The organism is Brachybacterium muris (genome assembly GCF_016907455.1).
GTDB classification, from domain to species: Bacteria; Actinomycetota; Actinomycetes; order Actinomycetales; family Dermabacteraceae; genus Brachybacterium; species Brachybacterium muris.
Window position 1 is genome coordinate 607,888 of the sequence record NZ_JAFBCB010000001.1, and the last position, 25,227, is coordinate 633,114.

General features: G+C 70.8%; 24 protein-coding genes. 16 read left to right on the plus strand and 8 right to left on the minus strand.

Annotated features, from left to right (window positions below; translation table 11 throughout):
• Positions 1 to 9: 9 nt before the first annotated feature.
• The gene (gene guaA / locus JOD52_RS02805; protein WP_204408731.1) at positions 10 to 1,632 is read left to right on the plus strand and encodes a glutamine-hydrolyzing GMP synthase; all 1,623 of its coding nucleotides are present in this window, start codon (positions 10 to 12) and stop codon (positions 1,630 to 1,632) included.
• Positions 1,633 to 1,692: 60 nt separating this feature from the next.
• On the opposite strand, the gene JOD52_RS02810 is transcribed toward guaA, so the two are convergent.
• Together JOD52_RS02810 and JOD52_RS02815 are read right to left on the minus strand one after the other, a co-directional pair.
• Positions 1,693 to 2,784: a GNAT family N-acetyltransferase gene (locus tag JOD52_RS02810; RefSeq protein WP_204408732.1), complete on the minus strand. Its 1,092-nt coding sequence runs from the start codon at positions 2,782 to 2,784 to the stop codon at positions 1,693 to 1,695.
• Positions 2,785 to 2,875: 91 nt separating this feature from the next.
• On the minus strand, positions 2,876 to 4,678 hold the full coding sequence (locus JOD52_RS02815) for an MDR family MFS transporter (RefSeq protein ID WP_204408733.1): 1,803 nt from the start codon (positions 4,676 to 4,678) through the stop codon (positions 2,876 to 2,878).
• 138 nt (positions 4,679 to 4,816) lie between these two features.
• Between JOD52_RS02815 and JOD52_RS02820 the strand changes: the two genes are divergently transcribed.
• Positions 4,817 to 5,488, plus strand: a complete 672-nt coding sequence (locus JOD52_RS02820; RefSeq protein ID WP_259885106.1) for a TetR family transcriptional regulator — start codon at positions 4,817 to 4,819, stop codon at positions 5,486 to 5,488.
• Between the two features lie 158 nt (positions 5,489 to 5,646).
• Here the strand turns inward: JOD52_RS02820 and JOD52_RS02825 are convergent, their stop codons facing one another.
• Positions 5,647 to 6,651 (minus strand): acyltransferase domain-containing protein, encoded by a 1,005-nt coding sequence (locus tag JOD52_RS02825; protein WP_204408734.1) that lies wholly within the window; start codon positions 6,649 to 6,651, stop codon positions 5,647 to 5,649.
• 72 nt (positions 6,652 to 6,723) lie between these two features.
• Here JOD52_RS02825 and JOD52_RS02830 point away from each other — a divergent pair, with 72 nt between their 5' ends.
• Positions 6,724 to 8,409 (plus strand): helicase HerA-like domain-containing protein, encoded by a 1,686-nt coding sequence (locus JOD52_RS02830; protein WP_446680592.1) that lies wholly within the window; start codon positions 6,724 to 6,726, stop codon positions 8,407 to 8,409.
• 193 nt (positions 8,410 to 8,602) lie between these two features.
• The gene (locus JOD52_RS02835; protein ID WP_204408736.1) at positions 8,603 to 9,280 is read left to right on the plus strand and encodes a C39 family peptidase; all 678 of its coding nucleotides are present in this window, start codon (positions 8,603 to 8,605) and stop codon (positions 9,278 to 9,280) included.
• A 98-nt stretch (positions 9,281 to 9,378) separates the two neighbouring features.
• On the opposite strand, the gene JOD52_RS02840 is transcribed toward JOD52_RS02835, so the two are convergent.
• The 3 genes from JOD52_RS02840 to JOD52_RS02850 form a co-directional block, all read right to left on the minus strand.
• Positions 9,379 to 10,125 (minus strand): phosphoglyceromutase, encoded by a 747-nt coding sequence (locus JOD52_RS02840; RefSeq protein WP_017822243.1) that lies wholly within the window; start codon positions 10,123 to 10,125, stop codon positions 9,379 to 9,381.
• Between the two features lie 99 nt (positions 10,126 to 10,224).
• Entirely contained in the window at positions 10,225 to 10,650 is a 426-nt protein-coding gene (gene dtd, locus JOD52_RS02845) for a D-aminoacyl-tRNA deacylase (RefSeq protein WP_017822242.1), read from the minus strand.
• Positions 10,651 to 10,660: 10 nt separating this feature from the next.
• Positions 10,661 to 12,214, minus strand: coding sequence for a phosphotransferase (locus JOD52_RS02850; protein WP_204408737.1), 1,554 nt, complete (start codon positions 12,212 to 12,214; stop codon positions 10,661 to 10,663).
• A 213-nt stretch (positions 12,215 to 12,427) separates the two neighbouring features.
• On the opposite strand from JOD52_RS02850, the gene JOD52_RS17915 reads away from it, so the two are divergent.
• Genes JOD52_RS17915 through purM form a run of 7 tightly spaced genes read left to right on the plus strand, consistent with a single transcriptional unit; the run spans position 12,428 to position 18,338 of the window.
• Complete coding sequence (locus tag JOD52_RS17915) at positions 12,428 to 12,700, plus strand: DUF3151 domain-containing protein (RefSeq protein WP_446680591.1); 273 nt, start codon at positions 12,428 to 12,430, stop codon at positions 12,698 to 12,700.
• 59 nt (positions 12,701 to 12,759) lie between these two features.
• The gene (locus JOD52_RS02860) at positions 12,760 to 14,076 is read left to right on the plus strand and encodes an adenylosuccinate synthase (protein WP_204408738.1); all 1,317 of its coding nucleotides are present in this window, start codon (positions 12,760 to 12,762) and stop codon (positions 14,074 to 14,076) included.
• A 1-nt stretch (position 14,077) separates the two neighbouring features.
• A complete protein-coding gene (locus JOD52_RS02865) occupies positions 14,078 to 14,500 on the plus strand; it encodes a sterol carrier family protein (RefSeq protein ID WP_204408739.1) in 423 nt (140 codons plus the stop codon).
• Positions 14,497 to 15,294 (plus strand): copper homeostasis protein CutC, encoded by a 798-nt coding sequence (locus JOD52_RS02870; protein ID WP_204408740.1) that lies wholly within the window; start codon positions 14,497 to 14,499, stop codon positions 15,292 to 15,294. The genes JOD52_RS02865 and JOD52_RS02870 overlap by 4 nt, the downstream gene beginning before the upstream one ends.
• Positions 15,291 to 15,647, plus strand: coding sequence for a hypothetical protein (locus tag JOD52_RS02875; RefSeq protein ID WP_204408741.1), 357 nt, complete (start codon positions 15,291 to 15,293; stop codon positions 15,645 to 15,647). Before JOD52_RS02870 ends, JOD52_RS02875 begins: the two co-directional genes overlap by 4 nt.
• A gap of 52 nt (positions 15,648 to 15,699) precedes the next feature.
• Positions 15,700 to 17,193: an amidophosphoribosyltransferase gene (gene purF, locus JOD52_RS02880; protein ID WP_052326296.1), complete on the plus strand. Its 1,494-nt coding sequence runs from the start codon at positions 15,700 to 15,702 to the stop codon at positions 17,191 to 17,193.
• Positions 17,190 to 18,338 carry a phosphoribosylformylglycinamidine cyclo-ligase gene (purM, locus tag JOD52_RS02885; protein ID WP_204408742.1) on the plus strand — a complete coding sequence of 383 codons (1,149 nt, stop codon included), beginning with the start codon at positions 17,190 to 17,192 and terminating at the stop codon, positions 18,336 to 18,338. Before purF ends, purM begins: the two co-directional genes overlap by 4 nt.
• A 108-nt stretch (positions 18,339 to 18,446) precedes the next feature.
• On the opposite strand, the gene JOD52_RS02890 is transcribed toward purM, so the two are convergent.
• Complete coding sequence (locus JOD52_RS02890; RefSeq protein ID WP_017822233.1) at positions 18,447 to 18,653, minus strand: DUF3073 domain-containing protein; 207 nt, start codon at positions 18,651 to 18,653, stop codon at positions 18,447 to 18,449.
• Between the two features lie 432 nt (positions 18,654 to 19,085).
• Between JOD52_RS02890 and JOD52_RS02895 the strand changes: the two genes are divergently transcribed.
• The 3 genes from JOD52_RS02895 to JOD52_RS02905 all read left to right on the plus strand — a co-directional run bounded on the left by JOD52_RS02895 (position 19,086) and on the right by JOD52_RS02905 (position 20,797).
• Positions 19,086 to 19,301, plus strand: a complete 216-nt coding sequence (locus JOD52_RS02895; RefSeq protein ID WP_017822232.1) for a BldC family transcriptional regulator — start codon at positions 19,086 to 19,088, stop codon at positions 19,299 to 19,301.
• Positions 19,298 to 20,230: an alpha/beta hydrolase gene (locus JOD52_RS02900; RefSeq protein WP_204408743.1), complete on the plus strand. Its 933-nt coding sequence runs from the start codon at positions 19,298 to 19,300 to the stop codon at positions 20,228 to 20,230. Before JOD52_RS02895 ends, JOD52_RS02900 begins: the two co-directional genes overlap by 4 nt.
• Before the next feature lie 72 nt (positions 20,231 to 20,302).
• Positions 20,303 to 20,797 (plus strand): hypothetical protein, encoded by a 495-nt coding sequence (locus tag JOD52_RS02905; protein WP_204408744.1) that lies wholly within the window; start codon positions 20,303 to 20,305, stop codon positions 20,795 to 20,797.
• On the opposite strand, the gene JOD52_RS02910 is transcribed toward JOD52_RS02905, so the two are convergent.
• On the minus strand, positions 20,776 to 21,960 hold the full coding sequence (locus JOD52_RS02910) for a lysylphosphatidylglycerol synthase domain-containing protein (RefSeq protein WP_204408745.1): 1,185 nt from the start codon (positions 21,958 to 21,960) through the stop codon (positions 20,776 to 20,778). The genes JOD52_RS02905 and JOD52_RS02910 overlap by 22 nt on opposite strands.
• A gap of 61 nt (positions 21,961 to 22,021) precedes the next feature.
• Between JOD52_RS02910 and JOD52_RS02915 the strand changes: the two genes are divergently transcribed.
• Positions 22,022 to 22,357 (plus strand): hypothetical protein, encoded by a 336-nt coding sequence (locus JOD52_RS02915; protein WP_017822228.1) that lies wholly within the window; start codon positions 22,022 to 22,024, stop codon positions 22,355 to 22,357.
• Between the two features lie 104 nt (positions 22,358 to 22,461).
• The gene (locus JOD52_RS02920) at positions 22,462 to 25,221 is read left to right on the plus strand and encodes a UvrD-helicase domain-containing protein (RefSeq protein ID WP_204408746.1); all 2,760 of its coding nucleotides are present in this window, start codon (positions 22,462 to 22,464) and stop codon (positions 25,219 to 25,221) included.
• The last annotated feature ends 6 nt before the right edge of the window (positions 25,222 to 25,227 follow it).

Here is a 25,227-nt window from a genome sequence, read left to right on the forward strand (position 1 = left end):
CTCGGGGCCGTGAGCACAGCTGAGAACACCGATGCAGATCCGGTCCTCGTCGTCGACTTCGGGGCCCAGTACGCGCAGCTGATCGCGCGCCGGGTCCGCGAGGCAGACGTCTACTCCGAGGTCGTCCCGCACACCATGCCCGTCCAGGAGATCCTGGCCCGGAAGCCGCTGGCGATCATCCTGTCCGGAGGTCCCAGCTCGGTGTACGAGCCGGGCGCACCGCGCCTGGACCCGGCACTGCTGGAGGCCGGGGTGCCGGTGCTGGGCCTGTGCTACGGCTTCCAGTCCATGGCCGCGGCGCTGGACGGCACCGTGGCACCCACCGGCGTGCGCGAGTACGGCGCCACCCGCCTGGAGGCCGTCGACGGCGCCTCCCAGCTGCTCGCCCAGCAGGACCTGGACCAGAACGTGTGGATGAGCCACGGCGACTCCGTCACCGCCGCCCCTGAGGGCTTCCAGGTGGTCGCCACCTCCGCCGGTAGCCCTGTCGCCGCTTTCGAGCATCCCGGCAAGCGCCTGTACGGGGTGCAGTGGCACCCCGAGGTGGGGCACTCCGACCGTGGCCAGGAGGTGCTGGAGAACTTCCTGTACCGCGGCGCGGGCATCGAACCCACCTGGACCACCGGCAATGTGATCGAGGAGCAGGTGGAGCGGATCCGCGAACAGGTCGCAGAGGGCACCGCCATCTGCGCCCTCTCCGGTGGGGTGGACTCCGCCGTCGCCGCGGCCCTGGTGCAGCGTGCCATCGGTGAGCGCCTCACCTGCGTCTACGTCAACCACGGCCTCATGCGGCAGGACGAGTCCGCGCAGATCGAGAAGGCCTTCGGCGAATCCACCGGCGGCGCGAAGCTCGTGGTGGTCGATGCCGAGGCCCAGTTCCTCGAGGCGCTCGCCGGGGTGACCGACCCCGAGCAGAAGCGCAAGATCATCGGCCGCGAGTTCATCCGTACCTTCGAGCGCGCCCAGGCCGACATCCTGCGCGAGCAGGGCGTGGTGGAGGCAGAGGCCGACGGCGGCACCCACACCACCAGCGCTGATGCCACCGCCTTCCTGGTGCAGGGCACCCTGTACCCGGACGTTGTGGAGTCCGGCGGCGGCGAGGGCGCCGCGAACATCAAGAGCCACCACAACGTGGGCGGCCTGCCGGAGGACCTCTCCTTCGAGCTGGTCGAGCCGCTGCGCACCCTGTTCAAGGACGAGGTGCGGGCCGTGGGCTCCGAGCTGGACCTGCCCGACGAGATCGTGTGGCGCCAGCCGTTCCCCGGGCCCGGCCTGGGCATCCGCATCATCGGCGAGGTCACCCGGGAGCGGCTGGACATCCTGCGCCGCGCGGACGCGATCGCCCGTGCCGAGCTCACCGCCGCGGGGCTGGACCGCGACATCTGGCAGTGCCCCGTGGTGCTGCTGGCCGATGTGCGCTCCGTGGGCGTGCAGGGCGATGGCCGCACCTACGGCCACCCGATCGTGCTGCGCCCCGTCACCAGCGACGACGCCATGACCGCGGACTGGGCCAAGGTGCCCTACGACGTGCTGGGCCGCATCTCCACCCGCATCACCAACGAGGTGCCGGAGATCAACCGGGTGGTGCTGGACGTGACCAGCAAGCCCCCGGGCACCATCGAGTGGGAGTGATCCCGCGCCTGCCGCAGGAGTGAGGCCGGGACGTGTCTCGTCCTGCGGCTGGCAGGGCCTCTACTGCCCGTCGCGCAGCAGGTTCGAGGGCAGCGCCGGCACGGCGCGGTGCCAGGTCTCCGACACCTCTGTGGTGACCCACCCCATCGATCGGTACAGGCCGTCCGCGCCGGTGGGGGAGTCAGCATCGACCTCGAGGCCCACCCGGGTGAGGCCGCGCTCGGCAGCGTCGCGGATCGCGGCGTTCAGCAGAGCCTTGGCCACCCCGCGGCCGCGGGCGCTGCGGTGCACCCCCAGGTACTCCAGGTAGGTGCCCTCGCCGGCGGTCGCTGTGGCGGGCATGACGTCGGCCACCAGGCCGCCGCCCGGCCACCAGGAGCCGTCGTCCTTCTGCACCTCCGCGATCCACCAGTGGTCCCAGCGGGCGCTGTCACCGGAGGTGAGCCGGCCCACGAACTCGGGGAAGGACTCCCGGTAGGAGTTGAAGTGGTCCGCGAAGGACTCCTCGAGGGTGCGATGCACCCAGCGCACGTCCTGGGCGTAGGGGAGGCCGGACGTATGCAGGTGGACGCGGCGGGCGCGCACCCCGGCGCGGGGCTCGGGAGTGGTGGTGGCCTCCTCGGCGGTGACCGGGCGTTCCATGTGCTCCCAGGTGCGGGCACGGGTGAAGCCGGCAGCGGTCATCAGTCGCTTGCGGTCCGCATCGCGCTCGTCCGCTCCGTCGTTCAGCACGGTCTCCTCCACCCCGCGGTGCCGGGCGAAGGCCCCGCCCACATCCGCCGCCCAGTGCAGCAGCGATCCCACCAGCTCGTCGCGGTGCGGAGCGTCGGCGGCGGCGAACCACTGCACGTTGGTGCGGCCGGCGGCGCGGTCCTCCGCGCTCACCCAGGCCAGGGGTGGCTGGTCGATGCTGGGGGAGCCGTCCTCGGCGCGGGGCACCACCAGCACCTGCCGGCGGGACCAGGACTGCGGGCCCACCAGGCGGGTCCGGGCACCCTCGGTGCCCACCTGCGCATCCGGCACGACGCGTCGGCGGTCCGCCGTCATCAGCGCGACCACGTTGTCCACGTCCTCGTCACGGATCAGGCGGGTGGTGAAGGAGTCACGCAGCGCGGCGGGCAAGGACGGCGGGAACGGGTCAGCGCGGATCACCCGTAGATTTTTGCACAGCCGCTCATGTCGGCCCCGGCATCCTCCCGCAGTACCGGGATGGGGTACCGGGATGAAGGTCTGCGCGTGGCCGTCAGGCCTGCCGGGACCCTGCCGTCTCGGTGTCACGCGTGGGTTCTGATGCGTTCGTGCCGGTGGGCGCCGAGCTGCGCACCGCGTCGAGCTCCTGGCGCTCGTTCTCGTCCCAGCCGTCCTCGGCGCCGATCGCCGGCACCGATCCGGTCGTGGTGCGGGGCTCTCGCTTCTGCAGGGTGGTGCGCAGTGGACGCTCGGCGATGAAGATGGTCAGCAGCAGGGCCAGGGCCGCTACCGGCACGATCGCGATGAACACGGTGCTGATGGCCTCCGCCAGGCCCTCGCGGATCGCGTCGGCCACGGCCGGGGGCAGGTCCGCCAGGGCCGAGGGGTCCAGCACGGAGGAGGCGTCGAGGTCGGCCGCGGCAGCATCGGCCCCGTCGGGCAGGTGGGACGCGATCGAACCGGCCATCGAGGCCGACATCAGCGCGCCCAGCACCGCCGTGCCCACGGTCGAGCCGAGGTTCCGGGCGAACTGCAGGGAGGCGGTGGCGATGCCCAGCTCGGACTGCGGCACCGCGTTCTGGACCGCCAGGGTGTAGAGCTGCACGGTCATGCCCAGGCCGATGCCGGTGACCAGCATCGGGATCACCAGATGCCAGGGGGTGTCGTCGAAGCGCACCATGGCCAGCGCCCCGTAGCCCACCACCAGCAGCAGCCCACCGGTGAGCATGAACGCCTTGTAGCGGCCGAAACGGCTCACCAGCAGACCGATCACGATGCCCACCAGCATCATCGAGAGCGTGTGGGGGATCAGGATCGCGCCGGAGTCGGTGGCGCTGACCCCCATCGCCCCCTGGGCGTACACGGGGATGTACACGATCGCCCCGAACATCGCCACCGAGATCAGGAACGAGGCGGCGATGGACAGGGCCACCACCGGGTCGCGCAGCATCGACAGCGGCACCAGGGGGGACTCGACCTTCAGCTCGATCAGTACGAACGCCACCAGCAGCACGATCGAGGCGGCGAACATGCCCAGGATCACCGGGGAGGTCCAGGCGTAGGTGGAGCCCGCCCAGGTGGTGGCCAGCAGGCCCAGCACCAGGGCAGGGGTGAGGGTCGCCATGCCCCACACGTCGATGCGGGCGGGCTGCGCGGTGAAGTCCAGGCGCATGAACCGCACGATGAACGCGAAGGCCAGGATGCCCAGCGGCAGGGTGAGGAAGAACAGGGAGCGCCAACCGAAGTTGTCGGTGACGGTGCCGCCCACCAGAGGGCCCGCCACAGAGCTCACCGCGAACACGGTGCCCATCAGGCCCTGGTACTTGCCGCGCTGCCGCGGCGGGATGATGTCGCCGATGATGGTCTGGGACAGCGGCATCAGGATGCCCATGCCCAGGCCCTGCACGGCGCGGGCGAACACCAGGAACCAGAAGCCCCCCGAGAGACCGGCCAGGATCGTACCGGTCATGAAGATGCCCAGGCCCGCCAGGTACAGGCCCTTGCGGCCGTACATGTCCGAGAGCTTGCCGGCGATCGGCACCACCACGGCGGATACCAGCATCGCCGCGGTGATCACCCAGTTGTAGTAGTCCAGGCCGCCCAGGTCGGCGACGATGCGGGGCATGGCCGGGCCCACGATGGTCTGCGACACGGAGGCCACGAACATGCCCAGCATGAGGCCGGCGAACACCAGCTTGCCGTCGCGGTCCAGGCCCGTGAACTCCACGTCGTAGGACCCGGTGCGGTCCGGTCCGCTGCTGCGGCGGCCACGGCTCGCGGCCGCATCGGACTTGCCGGTGGGTGCGGTGCTGGCGGTGGCCGGGTCGGTGGGCGGGGTCGACGGCGTCGAGGGCAAGGGTGCTCCTGCACGAGAGGGGGATGGGTGGATGGCCGGGCTCCTTCGGACGGCTCCCGTCATGCTAACCAACGCTTGCACTCACTGCACTATTTCAGTGAGTGCAGTTGTTGTGATGTGCCGCGTACGATATGCGCCGTGAGCATCGATCCACAGCACGAGCCGCCGCCGCAGGACGTCGAGGAGCACGCACCCGGAGAGCACGCCCCGGAGCAGGAGCGTGCCCCGGAGCAGGGACTGCGTGCACGCAAGAAGCGCGCCTCCCGATTGCAGACCCACCGCGCGGCCCTGCAGCTGGTTGCAGAGCACGGCATCGGCGGCGTGACGGTCGAGATGATCGCCGAGCGTGCAGGTATCAGCCCCCGCACCTTCTTCAACCACTGGGCCACCAAGGAGGCTGCGCTGCTGGGCGTGGTCTTCACCGACCCCGACGAGATCGGGGACGCGCTGCGCGCGAGGCCCCTCGACGAACCGGCCCCGGTCGCTCTTCGAGCCGTGCTTCGTGACTGGATGGCAGCGATGCCCCACGACCAGGACCTGCGCGACCTGCGCAAGCGCGTGATGGCCAAGGAGCCGTCCCTGCACGCCATGAACGCCGGCCGCACCGTGCAGCTGCAGGGCGGACTGGTGGCGGCGCTCGAGGAGCGGCTCTCGGGGGAGGACGTCCACGCTCGCGCGGTGATCGACGTGCAGATCGCCTTCGCTCTGACCCGCAGTGCGTTCATCCTGTCGATGGCCAGCGGCACCCCCCTGGACCAGGAGTTCGAGCGGGTGCTCGAGCTGTTCGACACCGGCGCGGCCCTCGTCTGACCGGCTCGCCGGTCGAGTGCGACGTTATGAACAGTTGAGCTGCCTCCAACTGTTCACAACGTCGCACCCGAAGCGCCGCGGCTGGTCTCCCGGGGTCGCGTGTCGGCTTGCGGCGTCCGGCTCCCCCTCGGCGGCTCATTCGCTGGGTCAGTGGCGGGTCAGCTCCGGGTCAGTCGGCCCGTGCCACCCGTCCAGCCGCGTCCGTCGAGCAGGCGCTCCACGATCGCCGTGCGTAGGCGCGTGTCCGTGGGCAGCTCGGTTGGTTCGTAGGGCGGGCGACGGTTGAACACGAAGAATACGGCGTCGTCATCGGCCCGGAAGGTCTTCTCGATCTCCCAGCGGGCCGCGAAGGCACCGAGATTCGACTCCGGGCCGACGATCTCCGGGAGCTCTGCGTTGACCAGCCAGGAATGGCACACGAAAGTGTGGCCGAAGGAGGTGCGGCTCCCGTCAGCTCCGTTCTCATCCTCGGCCAGGTCACCGAAGTGCGAGGTGAAGAACGTGGTGGCGCGGTCGAAGGAGGCATCCACCTCCGCCGACAGCAGGCGCCCGGTGGCCGGGATGTGCGTACCGATCTGCCAGCGCCCTTCACCGGCGCGGTGCAGGTCGAACTGCAGGCGCCCCAGCCAGAACAGGCGCCCGGTCCAGTTCAGCGCCGTCCACCCCACCGTGTGATGACCGAGCTCCCCGAACGTCGCCCGGTGCACCCGCATCTGCTGGCCCAGGTCCGACAGTGCCCGCCAGGACTCCTCCTCGCCGAGTCCACGCGCCGCGTGCCAGGCGCGCACCACGTCGGCCGCCACCATGTGCGCGAGGATCACCAGCAGTCCCTGGCCCGGCAGGATCCGCTCCTGCAGGGCGTTCAGACGCTCGGTGTGCTCCTCCAGCGGCGCTGTCGTGGCGTCGAGCCCGGCCTCCCGTCGCAGCAGGTTCGCCATCTCGGCGACCGCGCCCAGCAGCTCCTCGTCCGCCGCAACGCGGGGAAGCAGGGGAGCGAGCTCGGTCCGGTCCTGCTCGTCCATGCCCAGCAGCTCCATCAGGCGCGGGGTACTGCGTGAGGTGAGCATGAGCCGCACGGCGTCGGCCTCCAGCTCGAAGGCGGGCCGCACCGCAGTGGGCGGGTCCCCGAGGATCCGGGGGCGGTCGTCAGCACGGTTGCTCATGGGCCACACGGTAGTGGGTGGGGTGGCACGGGCGACGGTCGTGGGCTCGGCGGCGCGGGCGAATCAGGAGCGATGCGCCTGGTCCGGCGATACGATCGGGCGTCGACCCCGTACCCGCCGGACGCCGGCGCACAAGGAGCAGCCATGACCACCCCGCAGCCCAAGGACCCCGCCTCCTCCTCGCCCGACGCCCCCTCGCTCAGCGAGACCGCGACACGGGTGCGCGACGCCTACGCCTTCGAGGGTGGCCGGATCCACATCGGCGCCATGATCGAGGACGGCGAGCCCAACGCCGCAGTGGCCGTCAACCTGCCGGTCGCGATGCTGAACCGCCACGGCCTGATCGCCGGCGCCACCGGCACCGGCAAGACTCGCACCCTGCAGGTGATCGCCGAGCAGGCCGCCCACGCGGGCGCCGCCGTGTTCGTCGCCGACATGAAGGGCGACCTCTCCGGTATCGCCGTGCCCGGGCCCGCCTCAGAGAAGCTGACGGCGCGCGCCGCCGCCCGCGGCCAGGAGTGGGTATCCCGTGCGGCACCGGTGGAGTTCTACAGCCTGGGCGGCCAGGGCGAGGGCGTGCCGATCCGCACCACCGTGAGCGACTTCGGGCCGGTGCTGTTGAGCAAGGTGCTGGATCTCAACGAGACCCAGGAGAGCTCGCTGGGCCTGATCTTCCACTACGCGGACCAGGGCGGTCTGACTCTGCTGGACCTCAAGGACCTGCGTGCCCTGATCCAGTTCCTCACCTCCGACGAGGGCAAGCCGGAGCTCAAGGGCATCGGTGGCATCTCCACCGCCACCGCCGGGGTGATCCTGCGCAAGCTCACCGCCTTCGAGGCATCCGGGGCCGACGTGTTCTTCGGCGAACCCGCCTTCGACACCGCCCAGCTGCTGCGCACCAGCGCCGACGGCACAGGGATCATCTCCTGCCTGGAGCTGCCCGGGGTGGCCTCCCGGCCCGAGCTGTTCAGCACCTTCATGATGTGGATGCTGGCGGAGCTGTACCAGGACCTGCCCGAGGTGGGTGACGCCGAGGTGCCGAAGCTCGTGTTCTTCTTCGACGAGGCGCACCTGCTGTTCAAGGACGCCTCCAAGGCGTTCCTGGACCAGGTGGTGCAGACGGTGCGGCTGATCCGCTCCAAGGGCGTGGGCATCTTCTTCATCACCCAGACCCCGAAGGACGTGCCCGGGGACGTGCTCGCCCAGCTCGGCAACCGCGTCCAGCACGCCCTTCGCGCCTTCACCCCTGCCGACGCCAAGGCGCTCAAGGCAACCGCCTCCACCTTCCCCACCAGCGACCATGACCTCGTGGAGGTGATCCCCGCGCTGGGCACCGGTGAGGCGATCGTGACGGTGATGAGCGAGGACGGCGCCCCCACGCCCGTGGCCATCACCGCAGTCCGCGCCCCGGAATCCTCCATGGAACCGGCACCCGAGGGCGTGATCGCCCAGGCCGTGGCGGCCTCCCCGCTGAGCGCACAGTACGGCACGGTGGTGGACCGGGAGTCGGCCTACGAGATCCTCGCCGCCCGCGCCGAGGCGGAGGCCGAGGCCGCCGCAGAGGAGGGCGCAGAGCCGGCGCCGACGTCGACGCGGACAAAGGGCGCCGCGGCCCCTGCCCGGAAGCGCTCCTCCGGTGCGAAGGACGAGGGTGTGCTCGCCAACCCGGCGGTGAAGTCGTTCCTGCGCTCGGCCGGGACGGTGCTGGGCCGGGAGATCACGCGCAGCCTCTTCGGGACCCGGCGCCGACGGCGCTGAGCGTGGGGAGGGGAAGCATCTGAGGTCAGATGTCAAGGGGTAGAGCTACCCATCGACATCCGGCGGCGTGGACCCTAGCCTGATCGGGCCCGGGGCGTTCGGCCCGCTGGGACGGCCCCGAGCTCGTCGAGGCGGTCAGCGGCGCGCCTGCGGCCCCGGGTGGCCTCCATCCCCCCGCATCGAAGGGACCGACATGCCCGATCTCACGACGACCGCTCCCCGGCTGACCCGCCGCGGAGCCCTGCGCACGCTCGGCACCGCCGCGCTCCTCGGGACCGGCCTGGCGGCCGGCAGCGCCGCGCTGTCGGCGCCGGCCTCCGCCTCCGGCCGCGTCGAGACCGCCTCGAAGCACCTCTACCAGCCGAACTCTTACTACTGCGGCCCGACGTCGGTGTGGATGGTACTGAGCGCGAAGATGGCGACGCCGCCGTCGCTCGCGACGATCGCCGCGCACCTGGAGACGGAGGAGTACGGCGCCACCCCGTTCTGGACCATCGACGACTACCTCAGCGCGACGATGCCCGGAGCCACCTACAGCTTCCAGAAGGTCCCCACCAAGCCGGCGACCTCCTACTCCGCGAACCTGCTGTGGGAGCGCGTCACTGAGAACGTCCGCAACGGGTACCCCTCGATCGCGTACTGGCAGGCCTCGGCGGGCTCCTACCCGCTGTGGCACGGGAACACCAGCCGCATCGGGCACTACGTGGTGATCGACGGCTACGACCCGGACACCCGCGAGCTGCTCATCGCGGACCCCGCGGGCAGCGCCCTGGGCGGGTTCACCGCCCCGGCCTACTACTGGCTGCCCCTGTGGCAGGTCGCGAACCTGTGCGGCGTTTACGACGGCTGGGACGCGGGCTATTTCTGGTGACAGCTGGCTGATCCCGTCGTGAGACGAGGGCGCCCCCGGACGATGGTCCGGGGGCGCCCTGCGTTCGGAGCCGATGCGGCATCAGGCACGCACGGCGGTCACTTCTTGCCCTGGTTGGCCACGGCCTCGGCTGCGGCCTTGGCGGCCACGGGGTCGAGGTAGCGGCCGCCCTTCTCCACCACGTCGAAGTTCTCGTCGAGCTCGTACACCAGCGGCTGGCCGGTGGGGATGTTCAACCCGGAGATCTCCTCGTCGGAGATGCCGTCGAGGTACTTCACCAGTGCTCGCAGCGAGTTGCCGTGGGCGGCGATCAGGACCGTCTTGCCGGCCTTCAGATCCGGCTTGATGCCCTCCTCCCAGTAGGGGAGGAAGCGGGCCACGACGTCCTTGAGGCACTCGGACTTCGGCATTTGGTCGCCGAGATCAGCGTATCGGGGGTCCTGGTCCTGGCTGAACTCGGAGCCGAACTCGATGGGCGGCGGCGGTGTGTCGTAGGAGCGGCGCCAGGCCATGAACTGCTCCTCGCCGTACTTCTCGCGGATCTCGGACTTGTTCATGCCCTGCAGGGCGCCGTAGTGGCGCTCGTTCAGGCGCCAGTCGCGCTTGACGGGGATCCAGTGACGGTCCGCGGCGTCCAGGGCGAGGTTCGCGGTCATGATCGCGCGGCGCAGCAGGGAGGTATGCACGACATCGGGGTGGATGCCGGCCTCCTTCATCAGCACACCGCCGGCAACGGCCTCCTCGCGGCCCTTCTCGGTCAGCGGCACGTCCACCCAACCGGTGAACAGGTTCTTGGCGTTCCAGTCGCTCTCGCCGTGGCGGAGCAGTACGAGTGTGTAGGTCATGCCCCCAGGGTACGTCCGGCCGCCTGCGTGTGCGAAGGGAACCGGTCCCCCCGGGTCCGCGCACGGGGCGAGGGCCGGGCGCCACAGGTGGGCGCGGGCTCACGCCTCCAGCAGGATCGTCACCGGCCCGTCGTTGACCAGACCCACCCGCATGTGGGCGCCGAAGCGGCCCTCCTGCGCATTGACCCCGCGCTCCCGGATCGCCTCGATGACCTGCTGGACCAGCGGTTCCGCCACCGGGGCGGGCGCGGCCCCGTTCCACGAGGGGCGCCGCCCCTTGCGCACGTCGGCATACAGCGTGAACTGGGAGACCACCAGCACGGAGGCTCCCGCATCCAGCACCGAGCGCTCACCGTCCAGGATCCGCAGCTCGCAGATCTTGCGGGCGATGGTGGCCACCTGCTCGGGGCCGTCGTCATGGGTGACGCCCACCAGTGCCAGCAGTCCCTCGCCCTCGATCGCGCCGACGACCTCCCCGTCCACCTCGACCCGGGCGCCGTCCACTCTCTGCAGCACAGCTCGCATGGGGCGGTCCTCAGTTCGGGACGATCGAGCTGATCGACCGTTCCTGGGTGGGGGAGTCGTCCCCCGGGGTGTCGGCGCGGACGTCCCCGTCACCGGGGCGGCTCGAGTCGTTCGAGGTCATAGCGCCCGGCCCCTGTCGATCCACGGGGGAGAGCGGCGGCCGGGAGGCGAGCGGCTGCTGGCCCGCGGTGAGCGGCTGTTGGCCGGTGGGGACGGGATGGTGCCCGGCCGGGCCCACCCAGCGTGCCGCGGTGGATCCCGGGAGGCCAGGCTGCTCGGGGCGGGAGCGTTCAGCGGCACGGGCGATGTCCACCCATTGCTCGGCCACCCGCACGATCGCCTCGGTGGCGGCCTCCCAGGCGGTCTCCTGCTGCCGGTGCGGGCCCGTGGCGAGCGAGAGCACCACCCCGGCCGATCGCAGCGCCAGCTCGGTGGGGTCCACCCGCTGGTCGAACACCGCCTGCCAGGTGGAGATCGCACGCTCCACCCGGGACTGCATGGCCTTGTCGATGCGGCCTGCGTTGCCGTAGTCAGCCAGCACGCTCAAGTGGGCCAGCAGGCAGGCCAGGTCGTCCGCGCGACGCCCCGGGCCCACCGTGTCAATGTCCAGCAGGCCCACCACGCGGCCCTCCTGGACGAACACCTGGGCCTCGTAGAAGTCTCCGTGGACCACGTCATGGGGGCGCATGTCCATCCGCTGCTCGAGCGCCGTCAGACCCTCACGGATGGATCGGACCAGGGCATCCAACCGTGGCCCCAGGGACGGCATGGAGGACGCCACGATGCCGGCGTAGAAGTCCACCGAATCCGTCCACGGCGGCCGCAGCGGCAAGGGGTACAAGGACGCAGGCAGGCGGTCCAGCAGTGCCACGAGGTCCTCCCCGCGGCAGGCATCCACACCCTCGTCCACCACGGCGCGGGCCAGGGGGCGGCCCGGCAGCTCCTGCAGCACCACCAGGCCGTTGTGGTGCGCGATCACCTCCGGAACCGGCACGCCTGCGGCGAGCAGCCGCTGGTGGCGGTCCACGATCTCGCCACTGCGATGGGGCTGCATCACCTTCAGGTACACCGCGCCGGACCCCTGCGCCACACGCAGCACGGCGCGCCTGCCGGGCCGGTAGGACACCACGTCGATCGCGATCTGCATGGTGGGGTCGCCGATCGACACCCCCAGCTCGTGCAGGGTGCGGCCCACCACATCGGGGTAGCACACCAGCGGAAGCATCGGCAGCCAGGGATCGTGGGGGTAGCGCCACACGCGCACGTTGATGTCGCCGTCGGTCATCACGAGCGTCTGCTCCGCCACATAGAGGTTCTTCTCACGTTCCCCGATGTGGGCGCTGGCCCCGAACAGCTCCTCGCGGGCAGGAGCACCGGCACCGTCCAGCTCCGGCCAGGACACCATGGTGCGGAACAGTGCCTTGGTGCTGCGGCCTGGGCGATGGTCCACGTGGTCGAGCTGCCAGCTGTGCAGCACGCCACCGGAGTTGCCGACGGCCGAGCGGAGCAGGCCTCCCGCTCCAGGGCCGGTCAGCAGCTCCGAGCCGTCCTGCGTTCGTGTCATGGGTCGTTTCTACCAGGTGCGGACCGTCCAGGTACCAGCGCCTATCATGTTGAGCATGTCCGAAGCTGCCGATGCGTACCGTTCCCGGAACCTGCTGGGGATCCCCGAGACCCGTCTCCCGGAGGACTTCGTCGACGTGGAGGTCGCCGCAGCGCTCGCCGAGCACCGGCCGCCGCGGGAGACCTCGCCCGTGAACACCCCGAATCACCCCTGGTGTGGGCCGAGCTCGCCCAGGACGCCCTGTGCGACGGTGACGAGATCGCGGCCTACGCCTATGCACGCACCGGCTACCACCGTGGCCTGGACGCGCTGCGTCGTGCCGGTTGGCGCGGGCAGGGCCCGATCCCGGCATCGCACGCCCCCAACCTCGGGTTCCTCAAGGCCCTGGCGCTGCTGGGTGAGGCCTCCCGTCGGATCGGGGACGTCACCGAGGCGGACCGCGTGCAGGAGTTCCTGCAGGAAGCAGATCCGTCCCTCCTGGCCTGACCCAGATCGGCCCGGTTGGTACGATCCTCGCGTCCCCCTCGACCATCTCAGGAGTCGCCATGCCCGCCGTCATGATCGTCGGAGCCCAGTGGGGCGATGAGGGCAAGGGGAAGGCCACGGACCTGCTCGGTGAGAGCGTCGACTACGTGGTCAAGCCCAATGGCGGCAACAACGCCGGCCACACCGTCGTCATCCACGGCGAGAAGTTCGAGCTGAAGCTCCTTCCTGCCGGGATCCTCAGCCCCGGCGTGACCCCCGTGATCGGTAACGGCGTGGTGGTGGACCTCGAGGCCCTCAGCGAGGAGATCGAGGTGCTGAAGGCGCGCGGTGTGGACACCGCCCGCCTGCGCATCAGCGCCAACGCCCACGTGGTGGCCCCCTACCACCGCACCCTCGACAAGGTCACCGAGCGCTTCCTGGGCAAGCGCGCCATCGGCACCACCGGCCGTGGCATCGGCCCTGCCTACATGGACAAGGTGGGCCGGCTCGGCATCCGCATCCAGGACCTCTTCGACGAGTCGATCCTGCGGCAGAAGGTCGAGGGCGCGCTCCGTCAGAAGAACGCGCTGCTGGTCAAGCTGTACAACCGGCGCGAGGTGGAGATCGACGAGATCACCGAGCAGCTGCTGGGCTATGCCGAGATGCTGCGCCCGATGGTGGTGGACACCACCACGCTGCTGAACGACGCGTTGGACCGCGGCGAGGTGGTGCTGATGGAGGGCGGCCAGGCCACGTTCCTGGACGTGGACCACGGCACCTACCCCTTCGTGACGTCCTCGAACCCCACCGCGGGTGGCTCATGCACCGGCTCGGGCATCGGCCCCACCCGGGTGGATCGGGTGATCGGCATCGTCAAGGCGTACACCACCCGCGTGGGTGCGGGCCCCTTCCCCACCGAGCTGGAGGACGAATGGGGCGAGTTCCTGCAGCGCGTGGGCGGTGAGGTGGGTGTGAACACCGGGCGCCCCCGGCGCTGCGGCTGGTACGACGCCCTGATGATCCGCTACGCGGCCCGCGTCAACGGCTTCACCGATCTGGTCCTCACCAAGCTCGACGTGCTCACGGGCATCGAGGAGGTGCCGATCTGCGTGGCCTACGACGTGGACGGCACCGTCCACCACGAGATGCCGATGACCCAGACCGAGTTCCATCACGCCAAGCCGGTGTACGAGATGATGCCCGGCTGGAGCGAGGACATCTCCACCTGCCGCACCGTCGAGGAGCTGCCGGCCGCGGCCCGCGCCTACGTGGAGCGCCTTGAGGAGCTGGCCGGCTGCCGGATCAGCGCGATCGGCGTGGGCCCGGACCGCGCTGACACCATCGCCGTGCACGACTTGCTGCCCGATCCGGCCCAGCAGCGGCCTGCGGGCGCCTGAGGTGGCCACCCGCCGCACCGATCCCGAGGCCGGCCGCCGAGCCCTGCAGGACTGGGCCGGCCACACCCCCTCGGACGGGCCTGCCCCGCGCTCCGTGCGCGCCACCGCCGTTCGTCACACCCTCGAGCTGTTCGCCGAGGAGTTCCCCGGCGGCGCCGTCGAGCTGAGGGTCCCCCCGTTCGCCGCGGTGCAGGCGATCGCCGGGACCCGACACACGCGCGGCACTCCGCCTGCCGTGGTGGAGACCGATGACGAGACCTGGCTGGCCCTGGTCTCGGGCGACCTCACCTGGGACGACGCCACTGCTGCCGGTCGCGTGCGGGCCAGCGGTGAGCGCAGTGACCTCGGCGCCCACCTGCCGCTGCCCGGCCCGCGCCGTGCAGTGCGGGAGGCCCGAGCAGATGTCGAGCAGGAGGACGCATGAGCATCCGCGTGGAGATCGCGGTCCAGGACGTGGCCGGGCTCGAGGTGGCCGCACGGGCAGGTGCCCACCGTGTCGAGCTGTGCGTGGACCTCGACCGTGGCGGCCTCACACCCCCTGTCGCGCTGGTGGAGGAGTGCGCCCGCCGTGCCACCTCCCTGCTGGATGCGCAACAGGCGCGCCCGCACTTCGACGTGCACGTGCTGATCCGCTCCCGTGCCGGCGACGGTGACTTCCTGGGCCGCCCGGCGGAGTTCGTGTACACCCCCGAGGAGATCGCACTGATGGCCGAGCAGGCTGCCGCATCGGTGCAGGCCGGTGCTGCGGGCATCGTGTTCGGCGCCCTCACCCCCGAGGGTCGTCTCGACCTGCCCGCCATCGAGCAGGTGCGCGACGCCGCGCTCGAAGCTGCGCAGTCCACCCTGCGCTCGGTGACCTTGACCGCGCACCGCGCCCTGGACGCCATGCCCGCTGCAGACCACCGGGTGGAGGCCGTCGAGCAGCTGCTGGGCGCCGGGTTCCACCGGATCCTCAGCTCCGGTGGGGCCGCCCGCGCGCTGGATGGCGCCGATGACCTGGCCCGCATGGTCGAGGCCTCCGAGGGGCTGCTGGACGTGTGCGCCGGGGGAGGGGTCAGGCCTGCCGACATCGCCGACCTGGTGCATCGCAGCCATGTCGCCGACGTGCACCTCTCCGCCCGCCGCCGGCCCGGCGCCCCGCTCGAGCCCGATGCCCCCGACACCCCCACCGACCCCGCGATCGCCGCTGCAGCGGTGGACGCCGCAGGAGCACTGTGACCCAGTCAGACCCCACCGTGAACAGCCCCGTCGAGCCCGACCGCGGCGACCGCGACCCCGCCGAGCCCGACCGCGTCGGGCACGATCCCTCGCCCGACACCACTGTGTACGTGCGCTCGCGTCGCACGCCCACGCTCGCGTTCTGGGTGGTCCTGGCCCTGGTGGTGCCCGCCGTCGCAGCGCTGCTGGTGGCCCCGTTCCTCGGGGTCGGCGATCTGGGAGGCTTCTTCAACCTGGCGATGGTCGCGGTGCTCGCGATCGGCGCGCCGCTGGCCGCGCTGGCGTGCGTGGTGGACATGGTCCTGGAGCGTCGACGCGCCCGCGAGGCCCGGGACAGCCGGAAGGGCCGCTGACCGCACGGGACCCCGATGCACCGTCGTGACCGCGCTGTGGCATCATGATCCGGTGGCACCACGCGGCGACGGACACCTCTCCCATGACCTGCTCCCCGGGGAGAAGGGCCCTCAGGACGCATGCGGCGTCTTCGGGGTCTTCGCCCCTGGTGAAGAGGTCGCCAAGCTGACCTACTTCGGGCTGTACGCCCTGCAGCACCGTGGCCAGGAGTCGGCGGGCATCGCCGCCAGCGACGGCTCCCAGATCATGGTGTTCAAGGACATGGGCCTGGTCTCCCAGGTGTTCGACGAGGCATCCCTGGAGACCCTGCAGGGGCACATCGCCATCGGCCACACCCGGTACTCGACCACCGGCGGCTCCGTGTGGTCCAACGCCCAACCCACACTGGGCCCGCGGCCCGACGGCACGGTGGCCCTCGCCCACAACGGCAACCTGGTCAACACCGGGGAACTGCTGAGGCTGCTGGAGGAGCGCGAGAACGGGCACTCCGGTGAGATCGCCCGCGGCAACACCACCGACACCGCCCTGGTCACCGCCCTGCTGAACACCGAGGGCTCGCTCGAGGGCGCCCTGCGCGAGCTGCTTCCCCAGTTGCGCGGGGCCTACTGCTTCACCCTGATGAGCGAGGACACCCTCTACGCCGCCCGCGACCCGCAGGGCATCCGCCCCCTGGTCCTGGGCAGGCTCGAACGGGGCTGGGTGGTGGCCTCGGAGACCGCCGCCCTGGACATCTGCGGCGCCAGCTTCGTGCGCGAGGTGGCCCCCGGCGAGATGCTCGTGATCGACGAGGAGGGCCTGCGCTCCGAACAGGTGATGGAGCCCCGCCCCAAGGGATGCGTGTTCGAGTACGTGTACCTGGCCCGGCCCGACACCCGCATCGCCGGCCGCAGCGTCAACGAGTCCCGGATCGAGATGGGCAGGCGACTCGCGCAGGAGCACCCGGTCGAGGCCGACCTGGTGATCCCCACCCCCGAGTCCGGCACCCCGGCCGCGATCGGCTATGCCCAGGAGTCGGGCATCCCCTACGGCCAGGGAATGGTGAAGAACGCCTATGTGGGCCGCACCTTCATCCAGCCCAGCCAGACCATCCGCCAGCTCGGCATCCGCCTGAAGCTCAACCCCCTGCGCGAGGCCATCCAGGGCAAGCGACTGGTGGTGGTGGACGACTCCATCGTGCGCGGCAACACCCAGCGGGCCGTGGTGCGGATGCTGCGGGAGGCGGGCGCGGCCGAGGTGCACGTGCGCATCTCCTCCCCGCCGGTGCGCTGGCCCTGCTTCTACGGCATCGACTTCGCCACCCGTGCCGAGCTGATCGCCAACGGCCTCGGCGTGGAGGACATCGCCCGCTCCATCGGCGCCGACTCCCTGGGCTACATCTCCCAGGAGGCCATGATCGAGGCCACCGACCAGCCCAGCGGGTCGCTGTGCAGCGCCTGTTTCACGGGCGAGTACCCGGTCAGGGTCACCGATGCCGATGAGATCGGCCAGGGGACCCTGGACCTCCACACCCAGCAGACCATCGCCGCCGCCCTGGAGGACGCATGACCGACCAGCCCATCACCTACGCCGGAGCAGGCGTGGACACCGCCGCCGGTGACCGCGCCGTGGCCCTGATGAAGGAAGCGGTGGCCGCCACCCACGGCCCCGAGGTGCTGGGCGGCATCGGCGCCTTCGCCGGGATGGTCGACATCAGTGCGATCAAGCACTACGAGCGCCCCCTGCTGGCCTCCTCCACGGACGGCGTCGGCACCAAGATCGCGATCGCACGCGAGATGGACGTGCACGACACCATCGGCCGCGACCTGGTGGGCATGGTGGTCGACGACATCGTGGTGGTCGGCGCGAAGCCACTGGCCATGACCGACTACATCGCTTGCGGGAAGGTGGTGCCCGAACGCATCGCCGACATCGTCCGCGGCATCGCCGAGGGCTGCCAGGAGGCGCAGTGCGCCCTGGTGGGCGGTGAGACCGCCGAGCACCCGGGCCTGATGGCCCCGGAGGACTACGACGTGGCCGGTGCCGCCGTGGGTGTGGTCGAGGCCTCCCGCATGCTGGGACCGGAGCGGGTGCGCGCCGGCGACGTGGTGATAGGGATGGAGTCCTCCGGACTGCACTCCAACGGCTACTCGTTGGTGCGGGCGGTGCTCGCCGCCCGCCAGTCGGACCTGGGGCAGCACATCGACGACTTCGGCCGCACGCTGGGGGAGGAGCTGCTGGAGCCCACCCGCATCTACGCCGCGCATGTGCTGGCGATGATCGAGGACCCGCGCTCCGGGGCAGGGGTGCACGCCCTCAGCCACATCACCGGCGGTGGCCTCGCGGCGAACCTGGCCCGGGTGCTCCCGGCGGGGACCGGGGCACGGGTGGATCGCTCCGCCTGGGAGCCCGCCCCGGTGTTCGGCCGGATCGCGGACTGGGGCTCGGTGCCCCAGCTGGATCTCGAGGGGACCCTCAACATGGGTATCGGCATGATCGCCGTGGTCGCGCAGGACACCGCGCATGCGGCGATCGGCGGGCTCGCCGAGAGCGGGCTCGCGGCCCGGGTGATCGGGGAGATCGTGGACGAGGCCTCGCTGCCGGCGCCGTCCGGCCCGCTGGAGCGGATCGTCTCCGGCGCGAAGGGGGTCGACGGGGGCGGTGTGCTGCTCACCGGCCAGCATCCGGGTTGGCAGGGCACGCGGGAGGCGTGAGCATCCTCTGATGCCCGGACAGGCGACGCGCGGACATGCGACGAGGGATGACCCCGATGGTCATCCCTCGTGCGTGGTCACGGTTCCTGTGACAGGTGCTGCAGCAGGTCAGCGGCGGCGCGCTGACGGAGCGTCCTCGGCCCAGTCGTCGCTGTCGTCGGACCACGGGTCACGGCTGGTGCCGGAGTCGTTCGACGAGGCGTTCCGCTGGGACTGGAGCTCCCGCTGGAGCGCCGAGAGGTCCGTGGGTGGACTGTAGTACTTGAGGTCCCGTGCCACCTTGGTCTGCTTGGCTTTCTGTCGGCCACGACCCATGGATCTGACCCCCTGTGCGTCGGAGCGGGCGTGTGCGCCCGGAAGATGGCATTGATTCGGAACCCAAGCGTACATGCATCGCTCCACCCCCGGCGACAGCCTTGAGGAGACGTTGCTGACGTTCGAGGTCACAGAGACATAACGGGGCGCGTCAGTGGGCCGCTCGCAGGGCGGTTCGCCTGTCCGGGCAGTAGGATTAAGGAGTTTTTTTGACACCCGTCCGCTGTTGCTGGAGTCCCGGCGCAGGTCAGGGCGGGTCGTTCTGGGAACAATGACAGAAATGACGGTGTCGCAGCGTGACGCAGAGGCGATGTACGCAGGAGTGCAAAGTTATGAGCGCTAGGCTCTTCCCCTGCGCGGCACGCGCCGCCATCGTCGACACGACGCAGCACCACACGGAACCATAGTGACAACTGAAAGGTCGCACGCCTGATGATCAGCACCGAGGAGCCGCAGTCTCCCGGGCCCGGAGCCACCGAACTTCTCACCCCCGCCGAGGTGGCGAAGCTCTTCCATGTCGACCCCAAGACGGTCACGCGGTGGGCGCAAGCCGGCAAGCTCACCTACCGCCGCACTCTCGGCGGTCATCGCCGCTACCCGCGTGACGAGGTCATGCGGCTGCTCCAGGAGAGCGCCGACGGCGAATGATCACTGATCCGGTTTTCGGGGAGGGATACGTCGCTCACCGGATCGACCTCGGCGTCGACGCCGAGGGCCCGGTGGCCGCGACCCTCGTCCACCGCCTCCCCGAAGCCCCGGACGCCACCCCGATCCTGGTGGGCCACGGCTGGTCCGACTACGTGCTGGACCGTGAGCTGCTGGACCATCTGGGTGCCCGTGGCCTGGATGTGTGGGGGCTGGACCTGCGCAAGCACGGTCGCAGCCTTCTCCCGCACCAGACCCCCACCGAGATCGACCACCTGAACCGGTACGACGAGGAGATCGGTGCCGCTCTGCGGATCATCGGTCGTGATCGCCCCCCGATCCTGCTGGCCCATTCCACCGGCGGCCTCACCGCCACTTTGTGGGCCCTGCGGCACCCCGGCACGGTCAAAGCGCTGGCCCTGAACTCGCCCTGGCTGGAGATGCACCTGGGGGCAGCGGTGCGCCGTCTGCTGAGCCGTCCGGTGAGCAGGATCGCCCGGCGTCTCCATGTCCGGCCGCTGCTTCCCCAGGGCAGTGACGGATACGCGCGTGCGCTGCACCGTGAGTTCGGGGGACTGTACGACTACGACCTGGCGCTCAAGCCGGCAGGGGGGCACCCTTTCCCTGCCGACACGTTCGCGGCGGTCATCGACGGGCAGAGTCGCCTCGAGGCCGCCGGGCCCCTGGCGATCCCGGTACTGGTGATGCACTCTGCGCGGTCGGCGTTCGGGGTGGGCTTCACCGAGGCGATGCGCCGCGCCGACTCCGTGCTGGATGTGCGTGCGATCGCCGAGGCTGCCGCGCACCTCGGTCCCGACGTGCGGATCGAGGCCATCGAGGGGGCCCGCCACGACGTGTTCCTCTCCGATGCCGATGCCCGCTACCGGGCCATCGAGGTGCTCGACGACTGGCTCGACCGCCTCCCTGCCTGACGGCATACGATGAGCGAGCGCCGGGAGGGGCGGGCTCATTGCCCTCGGGCGCGGATCTCGGGAAGGAGCCGGATGACGTCGGACCCCCGCGCACTGCGCGACTACGCCGACGCCCTGCGACGGGCGGCTGACCGTGTCACCCTCCTGCGCCTGCGCGTGTCCAATGCGATCCTCGAGGTCACCCGGTCCGACGATGAGGACGCCCGGCGCACCGCGGAGGACGTCCATGAGCGCTGGACCACCGAGGAGTACACCCGGCTGGGGCGCATCGCGACGGGGCTGCGCACGAGTGCCCGTCAGCTGGAGGAGCAGGCCACCTCCCTCGAGCGGACCTCTGGCCGGCGCATGGGCGGCTACGGCGGGGCAGGGTTCCTGGGGCGCGGTGACGAGGCCCGCTACCACGTGGTCGATGTCGCCCGTTTCGTGGGCACCCAGCACGGTGCCAGCATCGGCGGGGATCCCCTGGTGCCTCAGGCAGGCCGCCTCGAGACCAGTGGTGGATTCCTGCCGCACCCCTCGGACACTCTGGGGGCACCCACCCCTGATTACGAGGACGAGGCCGACTGAGCCTGCGTAGCGCTGCCCCGGCTCACGGAGAGGACGGCTGCGAGCCCACCCGCGACCAGGGGCACCACCAGGGTCGCCACCGCCAGCAGCAGCATCGATGTGGCCGCCGCCGCCGACCCCAGTCCGAGCGCCACCAGCGCAGCCGCGCCGACCGTCTCGCTCACACCGGCGCCACCGGGAGTGAGGGGCACCAGCGACAGCACCCGTCCCAGGGCGAAGAGCGCCACCGTCAGCAGCAGTGGCACCGAGCCGCCCACCGCCTCGATCGCGAGCACCAGAGCCAGCCACTGCAGCATGCGAGCTGCGGCCGTGGGCGCCACCAGTGACAGCGGCCGCTCGCGCAGGAGGCGCACCAGTGCATCGCGCTGCTCCAGGACGAAGGGCACGAAGGAGGCAGTTCCCCCGGGGGTGTCCTTGTCGGTGCCGCCCATCCCGGTGACGGCCGATGCCGTCTCCAGCAGGCCGGTGAGCACGGGCCTGCGCAGCAGCACGGCGAACAGCCCCAGGGCGATCACGCCCCCGGCCACGGCGGCCAGGGCCGCCCACAGCGCCGCCGCGGGCAGGTCGATGCGGGCAACACTGATCATCCCGGCCAGTACATAGGCGATCCCGCCCACCAGTGGCACCAGGACGGTGGTCACCACGGTCTCGATCAGCGAGGCGGTGAGGATGCCGGCGATCACCACGGACAGGCCCAGCCCGGTACGACGCAGTACCCACCCCAGCAGGCCCATGCCGAGCATGCCGCCGCCAGGGACGGCCAGTGCGAGGGCGCTGGACGCGGCGTGTCCGCGCAGTGCGGTGCCGTACCGGGAGCCCGGAACGGCCGTGCGCACGGTCCATGCCTCCAGGGCGAGAGCACCGAGGCCCAGCAGCAGCATGGCTGGGACCGCCCACGGCGGCAGCCCTCGCAAGGAATCGATGATCTGCGGCCAGGTGGTACCGGCCGCCCAGGGGAGAGCCCAGGCCAGCAGCGCGATCACCAGCAGCAGCGACAGGACGGACAGCACGATGCGCCTGGCCCCCAGGCGAGGTGGTCGATCCACGCTGAGATCGGGGGTGAGGGCCTGCCACGGCGGCGGAGCCGGGTGGTCGCTCATGGCGTCCGGATCGGTGCCGGGGGTCCGATCGCCGGGCTTCGACGGCTGGCCGGGCTGTGACATGGGGGGATTCTCGCACGTGGTGGGGAGGGTGTTCCCAGGGCGGGACACGTAGGATGCCGACATGTCGTTCGTATATTCCCTCATCATCGTCATCCACCTGCTCTGCTGGGCGATTGCCCTGGGCACCTGGATCGCAGCCGCCCGTACCCGCGAGCCGAACCCCGGTATGGCGCACGCTGCCGCCGGGGCCCTGGCCACGGGCCTGATCCTGGCCTCGATCATCTCCATCACCGGTGACCCGAACCATATGAAGCTCGGCGTCAAGGCGCTGATCGCGATCATCGTCACCGTGCTCGCCTTCATCGCCCGCAAGAAGGGCCCGCAGACCTCCTCGGCCGTCTGGTACGCGATCCCCGCCGCGATCGTGATCAACGTGGTGGTCGCCGTCCTGGTGTGACGTCATCGACGTTCCCTCGGCGGGGTCGGGTGAGTCCTGGCCCTGTCCACATCGGGCCCGGCAGCGCGTGCGCTGTCGGGCCCGACGCCTATCCTGGAGCCCTCATGAGCTCACTGTTCGACGACCTCTCGCTGCCCGATTCCTTCCGCCGCCTGGAAGGCGTGCGGGTCGATGCCGACCGCGCCGTCGACGGACCCCCGCACCAGGGCGCGCCCCTGCCCCCGAGCGAGCCTCCCTTCGACGAGGCCCCGCCCATGGAGTCCCCCTTCGACGAAGCACCCCCGCCCTATGACGAGGTACCCCCGCCGGAGGACGAACCTCCCTACGGCGATGCTCCCGTGCCGGGGTACGGCAGCACCGATCGCTACGCCCCTCCTGCTCGGCCCTGGGCGGCGTCGGATCCCCAGGCGCTGGCGTCCTTGGTCGAGGGGCTGAACCCGCCGCAGCGTGAGGCGGTGGAGCATCGCGGCAGCCCGCTGCTGATCGTCGCCGGTGCCGGTTCGGGCAAGACGAGGGTGCTCACCCGCCGCATCGCCCACCTGCTGGCCTCCGGGGAGGCGATGCCGGGGGAGATCCTGGCGATCACCTTCACCAACAAGGCCGCCGCCGAGATGCGCGAGCGGGTGGCCGAACTGGTGGGCCCCGCCGCGCGCAGCATGTGGGTCTCCACCTTCCACAGCGCCTGCGTGCGGATCCTGCGCCGTGACGCTGCGGCGGCCGGGCTGAAGAGCTCCTTCACCATCTACGACAGTGCCGACTCCTTGCGGCTGATCACCACGATCGCCAAGGACCTCGAGCTGGACACCAAGAAGAACGCACCCCGGGCCATCGCCTCGCGCGTCTCCTCGCTGAAGAACGACCTGATCGACCCGATCGACTTCGCCGATCAGGCCGAGAGCGCGAAGAACCCCTTCGAGAAGACCCTCTCGCGGATCTACACGAACTACACCGAGCGCCTGCGGCAGGCCAATGCCGTGGACTTCGACGACCTGATCGGGCTGACCGTCCAGCTGTTGCGGGAGAACCCTGCGATCCGCGAGGGCTACCGGCGGCGGTTCCGCCACGTGATGGTGGACGAGTACCAGGACACCAACCCCGCCCAGTACGCGCTGGTGCGGGAACTGGTGGGGGAGGACCCTTCCGCAGATCTCACCGTGGTGGGTGACTCGGACCAGTCCATCTATGCCTTCCGCGGCGCCACCATCCGCAACATCGTGGAGTTCGAGCAGGACTTCCCCTCCGCCCGCACCATCGTGCTGGAGCAGAACTACCGCTCCACCCAGTCGATCCTCACCGCCGCCAACGCCGTGATCGAGGAGAACCAGGGCCGGCGCAAGAAGAACCTGTGGACCGATCAGGGTGCGGGCGACAAGATCACCCTGTACGTGGCCGACGACGAGGCCTCCGAGGCCCGCTACATCGGCCGCCAGATCGACGCTCTGGTGGACGATGGCCGCACCGCCGGTGACATCGCGATCTTCTACCGCGCCAACGCGCAGTCCCGCGCGCTGGAGGATCAGCTGATCCGCATCGGCCTGCCGTACAAGGTGGTGGGCGGCACCCGCTTCTACGAGCGCCGCGAGATCAAGGACGCCATCGCCTACCTGCAGGTGCTGGCGAACCCGGCTGACGAGATCAACCTGCGCCGCATCCTCAACGTCCCCAAGCGTGGCATCGGCGACCGCGCCGAGGCCGCGATCGCGATGCTCGCCGAACGGGAGCGGATCAGCTTCGGCGAGGCACTGCGCCGCGCCGAGGAAGCCCCCGGTATCGCCACCCGCTCCCTGAACGCCGTGCGGTCCTTCGTGGTGATGCTCGAGGAGATGCAGGAACTGGCTCAGCGCGGGGACGGCCCGGCCGAGGTGCTCGAGGCGATCCTGCAGAAGTCCGGCTACTACGCGGAGCTGCAGGGCAGTGACGATCCGCAGGACGAGTCCCGCCTGGAGAACCTGGCCGAGCTGATCAGCGTGGCCTCCGAGTTCGAGGCACAGATGGAAGCGGTCGACGCCGCGGCCAGCGAGTTCGAGGACGAGGAGTCCGACGCGCCCGCCCCGTCGTCCGCCGCCCCCACCTCCGATGACGAGGAGGTGGCATCCGCGGAAGCGGTCCTGGTGGATGCTGACGGCACCGACGCCCCCGAGGGCTCGCTCATCGACCGGTTCCTGGAGAAGGTCTCCCTGGTGGCCGACGCCGACCAGATCCCCGGGGCCGAGGACCAGTTCGTCACCCTGATGACCCTGCACACCGCCAAGGGCCTGGAGTTCCCGGTGGTGTTCCTGACGGGCCTGGAGGACGGCACCTTCCCCCACCAGCGCACCTTCGGCGATCCGGAGCAGCTGGAGGAGGAACGGCGACTGGCGTACGTGGGCATCACCCGCGCCCGCGAGAAGCTGTACCTCACCCGCGCGCAGATGCGCGCCACCTGGGGAGCCCCGCAGTTCATGCCCGCCAGCCGGTTCCTCGACGAAGTGCCCGAGCAGGTGCTGGACGTGGCCCGCGCCGGATCCACCCTCGTCGGCGGAGGCTACGGGGGCGGCTACGGCTCCGGTGGCTACGGCTCAGGCCGCTCCGGGGGCTACGCCGGCACGTCCGGCTCGAGCCGGGGCCCGGCCTACAGTGGCGGCCCCGGGGGAGGCCGGAAGGACGTGAACCGGCCCAGCTTCGGCTCCGGCCGCACCCCCACGGACGTCGCCAAGATGCCGCAGCTGGTGGTGGGGGACCGCGTCACCCACGACACCTTCGGTATGGGCACCGTCACCGAGGTGGCCGGTCAGGGCGAGAAGACCCAGGTCGAGGTGCAGTTCCGTGCCCCGCACGGGAAGAAGCGCCTGCTGCTGCGGTACGCCCCGATCACCAAGCTGTGAGTCCAG

Excerpts from the sequence above, each read along its gene's own strand:
- JOD52_RS02825 (WP_204408734.1), bottom strand. The coding sequence starts at position 6,651 with ATGAGCAACCGTGCTGACGACCGCCCCCGGATCCTCGGGGACCCGCCC.
- JOD52_RS02830 (WP_446680592.1), top strand. The coding sequence starts at position 6,724 with ATGCGCCTGGTCCGGCGATACGATCGGGCGTCGACCCCGTACCCGCCG.
- JOD52_RS02835 (WP_204408736.1), top strand. The coding sequence starts at position 8,603 with ATGCCCGATCTCACGACGACCGCTCCCCGGCTGACCCGCCGCGGAGCC.
- JOD52_RS02840 (WP_017822243.1), bottom strand. The coding sequence starts at position 10,125 with ATGACCTACACACTCGTACTGCTCCGCCACGGCGAGAGCGACTGGAAC.
- dtd (WP_017822242.1), bottom strand. The coding sequence starts at position 10,650 with ATGCGAGCTGTGCTGCAGAGAGTGGACGGCGCCCGGGTCGAGGTGGAC.
- JOD52_RS02850 (WP_204408737.1), bottom strand. The coding sequence starts at position 12,214 with ATGACACGAACGCAGGACGGCTCGGAGCTGCTGACCGGCCCTGGAGCG.
- JOD52_RS02860 (WP_204408738.1), top strand. The coding sequence starts at position 12,760 with ATGCCCGCCGTCATGATCGTCGGAGCCCAGTGGGGCGATGAGGGCAAG.
- JOD52_RS02870 (WP_204408740.1), top strand. The coding sequence starts at position 14,497 with ATGAGCATCCGCGTGGAGATCGCGGTCCAGGACGTGGCCGGGCTCGAG.
- purM (WP_204408742.1), top strand. The coding sequence starts at position 17,190 with ATGACCGACCAGCCCATCACCTACGCCGGAGCAGGCGTGGACACCGCC.
- JOD52_RS02890 (WP_017822233.1), bottom strand. The coding sequence starts at position 18,653 with ATGGGTCGTGGCCGACAGAAAGCCAAGCAGACCAAGGTGGCACGGGAC.
- JOD52_RS02895 (WP_017822232.1), top strand. The coding sequence starts at position 19,086 with ATGATCAGCACCGAGGAGCCGCAGTCTCCCGGGCCCGGAGCCACCGAA.
- JOD52_RS02900 (WP_204408743.1), top strand. The coding sequence starts at position 19,298 with ATGATCACTGATCCGGTTTTCGGGGAGGGATACGTCGCTCACCGGATC.
- JOD52_RS02905 (WP_204408744.1), top strand. The coding sequence starts at position 20,303 with ATGACGTCGGACCCCCGCGCACTGCGCGACTACGCCGACGCCCTGCGA.
- JOD52_RS02910 (WP_204408745.1), bottom strand. The coding sequence starts at position 21,960 with ATGTCACAGCCCGGCCAGCCGTCGAAGCCCGGCGATCGGACCCCCGGC.
- JOD52_RS02915 (WP_017822228.1), top strand. The coding sequence starts at position 22,022 with ATGTCGTTCGTATATTCCCTCATCATCGTCATCCACCTGCTCTGCTGG.
- JOD52_RS02920 (WP_204408746.1), top strand. The coding sequence starts at position 22,462 with ATGAGCTCACTGTTCGACGACCTCTCGCTGCCCGATTCCTTCCGCCGC.